2 protein-coding genes are annotated in these 12,157 nt (G+C 33.5%); both read right to left on the bottom strand.

Annotated features, from left to right (window positions below):
* Positions 1–713 precede the first annotated feature (713 nt).
* Positions 714–1,688: a type IX secretion system membrane protein PorP/SprF gene (locus tag EV145_RS21435; protein ID WP_133527227.1), complete on the bottom strand. Its 975-nt coding sequence runs from the start codon at positions 1,686–1,688 to the stop codon at positions 714–716.
* 42 nt (positions 1,689–1,730) lie between these two features.
* Complete coding sequence (locus tag EV145_RS21430) at positions 1,731–10,673, bottom strand: T9SS type B sorting domain-containing protein (protein ID WP_133527226.1); 8,943 nt, start codon at positions 10,671–10,673, stop codon at positions 1,731–1,733.
* Positions 10,674–12,157: the final 1,484 nt, after the last annotated feature.

Raw genomic sequence — 12,157 nt, 5'->3', positions numbered from 1 at the left:
TTCTTCTTCTTCTTCTTCTTCTTCTTCTTCTTCTTCTTCTTCTTCTTCTTCTTCTTCTTCTTCTTCTTCTTCTTCTTCTTCTTCTTCTTCTTCTTCTTCTTGATCTTCTTGATCTTCTTGATCTTCTTGATCCATAGACTAAAAAGCAAATGAATACAAAATAGAAATCATTTACATTGTTTAACCTCTAATTTAAAAGTTCATGGATTAAGTATTGGAAAAAATTACTCCTCGATTAAAGTGTTGGAAGAATTTACAAAACAGAATAATCAAATGAAAGAACTGCGTGGTAAGGTTATGCATAAGACACCACTCACCATTCTACAAGCATTTTAATCATCTATGAATATTTAACAAGTTGAAATTTAACGCATCTAATGTTGAGAATCTAGAGTTGAATATTAAATTCACGACAGACATTAGATTTCATTTAAGACCATCTAGATACTGGAAATACAGCACTATTCTTTTATAAAATTCTATTTAGCGTTTTACAAAATCAATTTATCAAAATAAAATTAATATCGAAGAGAATATAAAATTTTAAACTTTTGAATCCATCTAAATTTAGTAAATTAAAAAATGAAAACTTTGCGCTTTAAACTATTACAGTAATCTAGTATCTAAAAAAACATAAAATTGCAACTTAACTATTTTCTTGCTTATCTACTTCATATTTTTTTATCAGTAGCAGTAAATCAGCATTATCCTAATTAATTATGAACCGGGCCTTCTGTGCAAGAACAGTTACTAATTGACTCTAAGAAATCGAAACCAATTGTTAACATGTGCGTGCCTTTATTAAAACTTTCAAGGTCATTGAACATAATCTGGTAGGAATAACCAAAATAAAATTTAGATTTCATAAAACCAACCATGGGGCCAAGAGAAAGTGGTTTGGGAAACTTATCATTCAAAAAACGATATGAAACTCCAATCCAATAATAATCTTCGTAACGATTGTAGTGCCTGTATTTGAAATTGAAATCGGTTGTAGAACGTTTATCGCTGGTAAAATATTGGTAATAAATAGATGGCTCATATTCAATACGACTGTTTTCAGCATCTTTAAATATTAAGCCTGAATATACTTGATAGTTTGACAGTAAACTTGGCTCAATTCCTCTGAATTTCTCTACATTTTTTTTAAAAATATTATTCGCATTAAAACTTAAATAGAATTTTTTGTTGCGATAAAGGGCACTAACATCAAAGTTACTATTTGATGTATAACGATTGTCTGTAACTGCAGGATCTAAATTAGGCTGTTCAATCGTAGTATTGAACTTATCGGTATCAATTTGAAAATTATTGAAATTGTACGAAATTCCGAATGATAAATATTGCTTAGAATAATAATCCAAAATGATATGGTGTGCAAAAGAAACTTTAGCACCGGTTTGTCTTGTGTAACCATTTTTATCATTGTAGATATTGATTCCAATTCCAGATCTGTCCAAAACTCTAAAATCGGCATAAAGCGACTGGTTATTAGGTGCGTCTTTTATACCCACCCATTGCGACAACCCATTAGCCCGAATTCTTAAGTTATCCCCAATACCAGCAAAAGCCGGAGATATAACAAAAGGATTATCTGCTAAATATTGTGTAAAAACCGGAAGGCTTAACTCCTGACTATAACATGTTGTTATAATCAAGAGTAATATTGATAAAATAATTTTTTTCATTAAATATTTTTTTTAGGCATAATCATCGCACTGAAATTTTGCTTATCTGTATAAGGTAAAATGTCCAATAAACTCTCTATTGTCCTTTTCATCATTCAATTTAAGAACATACCAGTAATCACCTGAAGGTAACTCAGTTGAATTGTATCTTCCATCCCATTTTTGACCATAATGATACTTGCCAAGCAAACGACCATATCTATCGAAGATTGAGAACTCAAGGTTGTGATAAATATTTGTACAACCGGGCCCCCATGTATCGTAAACACCGTCTCCGTTAGGAGTAAAATAATTAGCAAGACAAACATCAATGTAAATTGCAGGAACATTAATTGTCGCTGTACATCCATTTTGATCTCTAACTACTACTACGTAATCTCCAGATTTGTAGATTTCGTATTTGTTAGTTGATGTAAACGGCTCTCCATTGAAGCTGAATTCGTAACCCGGTGCTCCACCCGAAGTTGTAACTGAAATTACATTCATTTCTTGTTGTCCCTCAGACAATGCAAGCGTTAACGGATCATAAGGTTTGATATCAAAACTTGCCGTTGGAACTTTACATCCATTTGTATGTCTTGCTACTATGTAGTGACTTCCCGGAGCAACATTTGTAAATATGTTGTTTGACTGCCATGGTCCCACATCAGTATCAAGTGAATAATCTACTTGCGTAAGGTCTTTATTACTCTTGTCAACTGTCACTATTACCATTTTAGATTGTGCATTATTTACACAGTCATAAATGATTTCGTAAGTTGGATTAAGCATTACAGGCTCCGGCATGTTAATTTCTACCTCACTCATACATCCGTTACTATCTTTAATGTAAACCCTATGTTTTCCACCTGATTGGTTTAAATAATCTTTAGTAGGACCTTTTAAAGGTAAAAAAGGACCTTCCAGATTATCAAGGCTTTCAAAATAGGGAGCTAATCCTCCTTTAACTTGAATAAAGAATGCTCCGTCTTTGTCTCCTTTACAAATTTCTGGAATTAATGAATTTGGAATTTCAGAAGCAATTAAAATTTGTGGCCCTTTAACCTCAATATCTTTATATACTGTGCTACAACCTAGGATATCCTGAACAATAACAGTATATAAGCCTGCCTCTAAGCGCTCAAACGTTCCGCTTTCAACAAACATATCTAAGTTTGGTGATATTGCATATTTAATAACTCCTGTTCCACCTGTAGCCGTAACGTTAATTGCACCATTCTTTTCGCCAAAACATTTAATTGGAGTTATTACTGGATTTGCTATTAAAGGATCTTCAGGCGCTGTTATAGGTATAGCTATAGAATTCTCCTCACAATCTCTGCTCTTCACGTGTACTGTATAGGGACCTGAAGTTGCGTTAAGATTAGCGAAAATTCCATCGGCTTGAGCTGACCTGATTTCTACATTATTTTTATCCAATAATGAATATAGATAATTGCCTAAACCACCTGTTGCTTTTGCAAAAATTATTGCATTATAGTCGCCTGTACAATTAACTTTTGCATTTCTTAAATCTAGCTCAATAGAAAGTGGAACAATAGGCTCTACTTTAACATCACCAGAAAGATCGCTTACACAACCTAGAGCATCTTTGATATAATAATGGTGAGCTCCAGCTTTTACTGTGAAAGTAACTTTGGAGTCAAAACTTGATCCATATGTAATCCCATCTTCACTATAAGTATAAGGGCCTTTACCTCCTGTTGCTGTTAAAGTAAGAGTAGCGTCTGTATAACATGTAATACCGCTCTCCTGAGATAAATTTGCTCTAACTTTTACAGGATCTGAAATCATTATATTAGCTGAAGTAGTTTCACAACCAAATCCGTCCGTTACAATAACAGTGTAGCTTCCTGCCACAAGACCGCTAAATACATTCGAATCCTGTGGACCTACTTTTATAACTTCTCCTTCTGCAGTTGTATAATTTAAAATATAATTATAGTTAGAGCCTTGACCTCCTGTTGGTAACGAAACTGTAATGACTCCGCTATCATCGCCGTGACATGATAAAACTGTTGCCGTTGGTGTTGCAGTGAATTGTATTGGATTTGGAATAACTAAATCTACCTCAACTGAATCAATACAACCTTTGCTGTCCTTAACATTAACAATGTAATGTCCCGCAGTTAAATTCTCAAAAAAGAATTCTTCAGAATAATCATGACTTACAGGACCCCGTAATTCATATTGATAAAATCCACCTGGCCATCCACCCTCAGCATTTGCTGTAATTGTTCCGTCCATATTTCCTGCCTTACAAGTAATTTCCGTGTGTGTTTCGTTAAGAGTTAATTCAGATTGTGGTTGCGATATATGAAAGCTAGTTACAACTTCACAGCCAGGAGTATTAACCAATTTAGCTACAACGTTATATTCACCAGCAATTAATCCTGAAATTACTAAGGGACCACTATTATCTGCCTGTCCTTCAATAGTTGGCATAGCTCCTGTGATGCTATAATTAAAGGCTCCCGCTTCGTCTGTTGGAAGAGGTTTCGTATCAATTAAGGTCAATTCTACAGTTCCATTAGAAGCGCCGTAACAGATATCTGACTTAATAGGATTAACTTTAATCTCAAATGTATTTGGATCAAATACGTGATAATAGTCCGAAATTTCACAATCTGAATCAGTGTTAATAACTGTTATTAAATAGTCCCCGATTCCTAAACCCGAAAATTCCCCCGTATTATTTGTTTCAGGAACAATTACTGTTTTGTCTATTCCTGTTAATGTAAATTTCAAAGGGGGTGCAATCGTTCCGGTAACAGCGACATTTACTTTTATAGATTCACCAGAAGAGCAACTAATAGGCAAAACTTTACTAAAACTAATATCATCTAACATTACAAAAGGATTAATTGTAAGCGGCCATGATGTCCCAACACAATTATTATGATCGTATACATTTACGATATAACTTCCGCCTAAGTGATCTGTTTCTGTGTAAACATTCGAATCCTTGTTTTGAACCTCGACACCATCCCTTAAGAATTGATAGGTCACATACTTACCAGAACCACCTTCTACCTTATCTATAGTTATAGTCGCATTGCTCGCTCTATTTATATCGGATGCGCAAGTGTATTGCGCAACAGTTGTCTTTGTTACTAATATTAATGGCGACTGGCCTACCACAACATTTTCCAGAGTTGATGTACAACCTCTTCCGGATTTAACCGTGATTGTATAAGTGCCTGCTTTTAAATTACTAAACTCAGATGAAACTTGATCTACGATTGGACTAATTGAACTACCAGATAAACTATATGTGTACTGGGGATTGTCATTTGTTTCATCAATATTTACCGATATACCTCCGTCAGAGCCATCAAAACAAGTTACATTTCTTGTAGTTGCTAATAGTCCTATTACATCTGTAGCTTTGGGAATAATTACCTCACATCCTGTTTCACATTTAGTTCTCTTATCTCTTACCATAAAATTATATTTCCCCGGAATGAGACTACCAAAAATTTCTGAAGCCTGAGTTGTACTCCAATTGTCCTTTGTGAATTCATAATCATCAAGTGAAGAATCTGCCGCTCCACCAGATGGATCTAAAATAACCTCACCTGTATTACTATTACATACTGGCAATTTTGTAATCAATGGAGTAACTTTTAATGGTGCATTAATTGTTATAGATTTTGTATTTGAACAACCATTAGCATCTCTTATAGTAATCTCATGAGATCCGGAAGTTAATCCCATAACATCGTATGGAAGTCCTGCTATGCTGGTAAAAACTCTATTATCAATTTTAATATCGTATGCTCCTGTTCCCGGAGTTATTTCAACAACATGAAGCGCAAAAGCATTTTCGTCAGCGCACTGATTAATTATTGACAAATCAATAACAGGGCTTGGATCTATGATTGTCATTTGATTTAAAGCAAATGTACATCCTTGAGAATCTTTAACAATTATATTCCAGTTTTCACCTGGTGCCGGAAGTTCTAATACATTACTAGGCAAAAACACGGAAGGTATTGCAGGCGCCACGGCAGCCGCATATGAATATGGCCCTTTACCGCCAGTAGTTTCTATTGCTACCAGAGCACCTCTTTGGCAATTTCCATTTACTACACTAGCAATTTTTGAATCAAGAGGCATTGTTGGCTGATTAATTTGAAAAACTTCTGAAGTAGAGCATAACCATAACGTACCATCAAATTCTTTAACAAAAAGAGAATAGTTGCCCGGTTTCAATCCCTTTAAAGTATCTGTATACCCCCCCCCGCCTAAACCAGTTGCTACTCCTTTGATTGGTGGGTTAAGTGGCAAATTAGTTAAGTTGTCTCTAACTTCAAAATGAAGTTCTGCAGCATTGTAATTAGATATGGTAAATGTAACCTCTCCATTAGCAGCTCCATTACAAGTTACATCTGTACTTATGATCGGATCAATAGCAAGATTAGAAATTTTTGGAGTTTTAATCTCAATATAAGATGGACATCCGTTCGAATCTGTTACCTCAAAAACATAATTTGTATTTTGGTCTAGATGATTAAATGTATATGATTTCAGTGGCACTGAACCTGAAGTTGTACCAATACCATAAATAGTGTACATAAAATTTGGTCCAGTTCCTCCTGTAACGCCTAAAGTAATAGAAATACCATCAGCACAAGTAGCTCCAACAACAGTTCCTGTAACATTTAGATATGGAAGTGGTTCAATTCTTAATTTACTACTTTTATATTCACAGCCTTTAGCATCAGTTACGTTAATATAATAATCCCCAAATACTAATCCTGAAAAATTATGTGTAGCTGCAGCATCTGCTACAGTAGCGGCGCTATATTTATCTACTTCTACCATCGAATTATTATACAAATGATAAACGTACGGAGCAGTTCCTCCTGAGACTACATTCACATCAAAACTTCCAGGTTTTGTTGGATTATTGCAAGTAATTCCATTAGTAACAATATTCATACTAATTTCTGGAGGGTCATTTAATAAAATTGTCCCCGCTTCATCACAACCTTTAAAGTCTCTAACAACATATTTATAACTTCCAGCTACTAAATTTCCAAATTTAAACACATTATTAAAAGTGACACCATTATCTATACTAAATTGAAATGGTCCAACTCCAGTAAGTGCTTTTAATGTTATAATACCATCATTGAATCCAGTACAAGTAGGGTCAACTTTTGTATAAGAAGCTGTTACAGGTTCAGGATCATTTATTGTAACAGGGGAAGTTTCTTTTGAACATCCAATAGCATCTGTTATCTCAAATGTATACACTCCCGCTGTTCCAGTTGTATAATCAAAAGTATTAGTGTTAATAGTTGCACCACCTGGTAAAACGATTCCTTCACTGTTCTTAATAATATAGGTATATGGAGATGTCCCACCACTAATAGTAACCGTAATTTTTGCATCAGTTGAACCAGTTAGACAGCTTAATGTTTTTTTAATCTCTATTGCTGCGTCAAACATAGGCGCAATTGTCTGGCCAACTAGTGTTGACTTACAGCTATTTTTGTCGATAATTATAAAATCATATGTTCCCGCTGCAAGTACTTTATATGTAAATGTACGTTCATTAAAGCTTGAACTTAAAGGTCCGTAAGTAGATCCACCATCTCGACTTACCTGATAACTAAAAGGTCCTACACCATCCGTAATACTAACATTTATTGAAGCACCTGTGTTATTATTAAAACATAAATCTGTACTCTGGACAATATTTGCTTTCGGTGGTACTGGGGGATCGATAACGACAGTAGTCTCTTTACTACTATTAGTGCATGAATTATTATCAGTACCTAAAACAGTATACGTACCGGGTTGAATTTGAGTTAAAATACCACCTCCAGATCCATCACTAAGGAATGGAGTCTGAACACCTTCTGAATTTGTAAGTATAAATGAATAAGGTTCAGTGCCACCGGTTGCAGTTGCTTTAATAGTTGCACCATCAGAACACGTTGCTGCTGAAGCTGAAGCATCTACTAAAAATGTTTCAGATGAAGTAACTATCGTAGGGATATCAAAATCACAATCCCCAGCACTAGCATTGTACCTAACTTTAACACTGTACGGAGTATTGCTAGCTTCTAAGCCACTTACTGTTACTGGAGATACACTAGATGATTTCCATGGCTGGCCCTCTACAGAATATTCAAATGTATTTAAATAATTTTCTGCATAGATAGTAAATGATCCATTACTATCACCTTTACATTTTGCAGCTGTAACATTTTCAACCCTAGCTGAAAATGCTTTATTTGAATTAACCTTAAATTTGAATAAAGATTGTGTGCCACAAGCTTTAGGAATTTGAAATACTTTAATATCATCTAAAGCAAAGTCGTTTCCATCTGAAGCTCTTTTATTAGAACGAATAATTAATCGCAACGAAGTATTATTCCCAGGATTAAGAGTTATCGGAGTTTGTGGAAAATGCTTCCAATCTGTATCACCGCTTGATCTTACAATAGCACCTGTAGCAAACCATGATATCTCGGAACCATTAGCATCAACTAAAGCAATTCTTAAATCTGGATCTTCCTTACCCGTACCGGGTTTCATTAAATTCATCACATAAAAATCAAAATTAATAGGTTGATTTGGAATAACATCATTAATTTTCTTTTCATATAAAATAGTAGTTGCTGGAATTTGATCACCAATATTAACAACCAGAAATCTACCTTTAGCATCAGCCCCATTACTAGTATGATCTTTTGGAAATCGCCAATTAAAAGCAGCATGTGCTGTTTGATCTATATAACTTGTTACAGTATAATCTCCATCATTTATAGCATAGTTCCCATTGCAGTTAGTAGCCGGTTGATTGGCCAGCTGTCTTTCAAAACAATAATAAAAATTATTAATACCCGGGGAGGTGGTACTTTCTCCGCTACCGAAACTTTCATCTAATAAGCTACTGTATGAACCCACATCTGCCAAGGTGTAATCCACTGAAATATAATGATCTCCCTTAGGAACATTTAAAAAAATATTAGGATTCGTTTTATTAGGATTTGGCAAACCATCAAGATAATATTCATAAGAATACTTAGGGTCTCCCAGGCCACCATTAATAATAACCGTAGCAGTTGCAGTTCCAGTACAATTATACACAGGATCACTAATGGTGATAGTGGGCGCCGGCGGTTTTGCATCTAATTTAATGCCACCCATTTCAAAAATACAACCAATTGCATCTTTTATGTAAACTGAATAGGGTCCTCCAGGCTTAATATAACCTTCGTTTTGAGTTACCCAAGTCAACTGATTATCAAAACTGTACAAATACAAATTAGGCCCAGCAAAAGGAGTTCCTCCCTGTGGGTTTGTAATTCTTGCTATACCTAGTGAGGGGTCGGAATCTGGCCCACATCCAGATTGCGAGCGTATACCTGCAGAAGCCGTTAAGGCGGTGGCTGTACCAATGGTAACCGTTTGGGGGGCGTCTGAACAATTATTATCATTGTTAACACCATTTTTTTTATATCTTACTATTATATTGTATTGCCCTGTACTTAAATTACTAAAAACAATACCTGCTCCATTGCCGTTTTGATAAATAACTCCGTTATCTTTACTATATTCTATAGTAAAACCATTCGCATTTGTAAGATTTACGTTTATAGTCCCCTTCTCCCCACATTTTCCACTACTTGATGTTATAGTATATTCTGGCTTAACTACCTTATTAACAAGAATTGTCTTGTCTACTATACAACCGTTTAAATCTTCAACACGAATTACATAGTTTCCCCCTTTTAAAACAATAATTGTACCATTCGAAGCATCTTGAAAACCAGCATCATCAATATTAACTGAATATCTATAGGGTTTACTTCCTCCAGATGCTGATGCTTTAATTATACCATTATTACATGAAGTTAGTGCTTGAGTAATTGCAGAATTATTTGTAATTTTAGTGGCTGACGTAATTTCGATTATTTGTTCGTCAATGGCGCATGTACCATCAATAGTAGTTACGATTTTGTATGATCCGGCATTTAAACCAATAAATTCATAATCAGATAGAGATAATGGTCCAACATCACTTACAGGTTTTTCACTTCCGTCTTTATAAATTAAATATTTAAGCTGATTATTAAGTGCATTTGTCTTAATATTAATAATTCCTTTTTCTCCAACACATTTTGGCTGAATTGCAGTTACTAAAGTAGAAAAGTCAATTGCATTAATTACCGTATTTTTAACATTAAAAACACAACCACCAGCTACACCTTTTAATCTTATAAAAATATTGTAAGAACCAGCACTTGAAACTTGAAATACATTACTATCCTGCCAAAGATCAGGAGCTGAATTAGTAGTAAAACTGTACTCATATCCATCACCAAATCCACCTGCAATTATTTGTCCCAAGGTTTCACAACCTTTTACACTTTTAATAATATCCCTCTTAATTATTCCGCTAGGATCTAGTTCATTTTTATAAACATTGAAGTAAAAAACGGATTCTGCATTCGTCTGATATCTAATTTTCACTCTAAATTCTCCACTACTATTTGCCAGATAATCTGGACCATCTGCAACATCGGCCCAAGTACAATTGCCATCTTTATTTGCACAAGTACCATTTGATTCGTCTCTACAACCTCCTGTTCTTCTTTGCCAAGTTATAAAAGATGCATCTGTTATACCTGTCTGAATTAATCTTGAATCATTTAATCCGCACAAAAATAGTTTAGGGAGTAAGACACCATCAATAGGGCATTGGGATACAATTCCAGCATATGGACTCTGCGCATACTTTATTACTGGATTTGTTTTTTCAACTGCATCATTTTTAACAGCACTAACCTCATTACCAATAATACCAATTTTGTTATTATACTGATCATTAGTATTTAGAAATACATTATTTATGTACTTGTTAACTTTCGAATTAAATGAAACTAAATTTTGCGAATATGTTGCAAAATTCAAAAGCATTACGAGTATCAAAGTTGCCGATTTTAAGATAGTATTTCTTTTCATTTTATAGTTTTACTTATATATCTTCCGAAATTTTTAATTGTAATAAAGGCATATTCACCTACCAATACAGTGTTTCACTTAGTCTAAATCACTTTTGATTAATAGTGTGAATTATTTTTTGTTGTGTGTTTACATACCCAGTAACTACAGTAAAAGTTTAGATTAAAAACCTTTTATAGATGCTACCTTACATAGAAGAATCTAAATATCACTTCCTTCACATGATTTTTATTGTATCAAAATCTATTATCATTACTAAAATTTTATTAATTGAATACTTAAACTATTTTTTTACAAAATCTAAATTTAAAGCATCAATAAATTGTTTACGAGGCAGCAGCATACCCTATTATGAATCAAATTGTTGTAATTTCAATTTTCTGCTTAACTGTAAAATAAAATTGTAGTCCATTAATACTAGTCTTTCAATTTTTTAGTCATTTGAAGATGTAAGATTATGGTCATTTATAATACATATTGCCTTCGGATTTTACAAACTCTAGTAATAACTGAACATGTATATATATATTTAATTTGCTTTGGACAAATATCAAAAGTTATGAAAGTAAAAAATAACCAAAAGTAGTTAACGGTCAATATAGCCGTAAAACGTTCTTATCTTTAAGATAATCGTTTAATATACTAGTCAAATATGATCAGACAAAGCGTTAAAAAAATTCATTAAAATGAATTTACTATGTGTTACAACAATAAAAAATTAGAAATAAATTACAACCTAAGCTTTAATTTGGATTTTTTATACGCCAAGTAAATTTAAAATTATTGTATAATAAAGAGTCCCTTACTATTGAATCAAATTGACTTTAAATACAGGAAGATTTACAGAATTAAGTAGTAAAGACAAAACAACGTTGCCAGATATTTAAAAGTTTCTCTTACCTATAAAACGGAATACCTTCACTCAACCTAGTTTGCCCCTGAATTGAGTGAATCTAATCTGCAAATATTTTTCATTACTAAAAAAACCTACTAATCAAAATAACAAAGAAATAATGCAAATACAGTGCAATTTAATGCATGGTAATTCCTATTTTATAACTCATTCTATTAAATGTAAAACCTATGATTTACAATAGTGAACTAGTCTATTTTCTATAAATTTGATAACAGTACACTTACTCTTCATTAAAATTTGATCAACATTTTTAGCTGAATAACAATAGTAGATTGAACTGCAATAAACACTGCTAAATTACCAATCAAACAGAACTAATACCAGTAGAATGTAGTTAAAGGTCAAATTATTGATATAACGTCTCAATACGCCGATTATCGTATCATACATAGAAAATACTTTTTGGAGTTGCCATCTTTTTTACTACAAAAAGCCAAGGGCTTTTGTTGAAAATATGTGGAAAGTAAAAACGCAACACGTTCGAAATTTAGTGAATGAAAAAGGCTCTAAAAAAAATACATCTTACAATTTAAGGTGTTGGCAGTGAGAATAAGTATACATTTTGAAG

The organism is Flavobacterium sp. 245 (assembly GCF_004362055.1).
Taxonomy (GTDB): domain Bacteria; phylum Bacteroidota; class Bacteroidia; order Flavobacteriales; family Flavobacteriaceae; genus Flavobacterium.
The sequence above is the reverse complement of the archived record's forward strand: the minus strand, read 5'-3'. Positions and strand labels throughout refer to the sequence as shown.

Excerpts from the sequence above, each read along its gene's own strand:
- EV145_RS21435 (WP_133527227.1), bottom strand. The coding sequence starts at position 1,688 with ATGAAAAAAATTATTTTATCAATATTACTCTTGATTATAACAACATGT.
- EV145_RS21430 (WP_133527226.1), bottom strand. The coding sequence starts at position 10,673 with ATGAAAAGAAATACTATCTTAAAATCGGCAACTTTGATACTCGTAATG.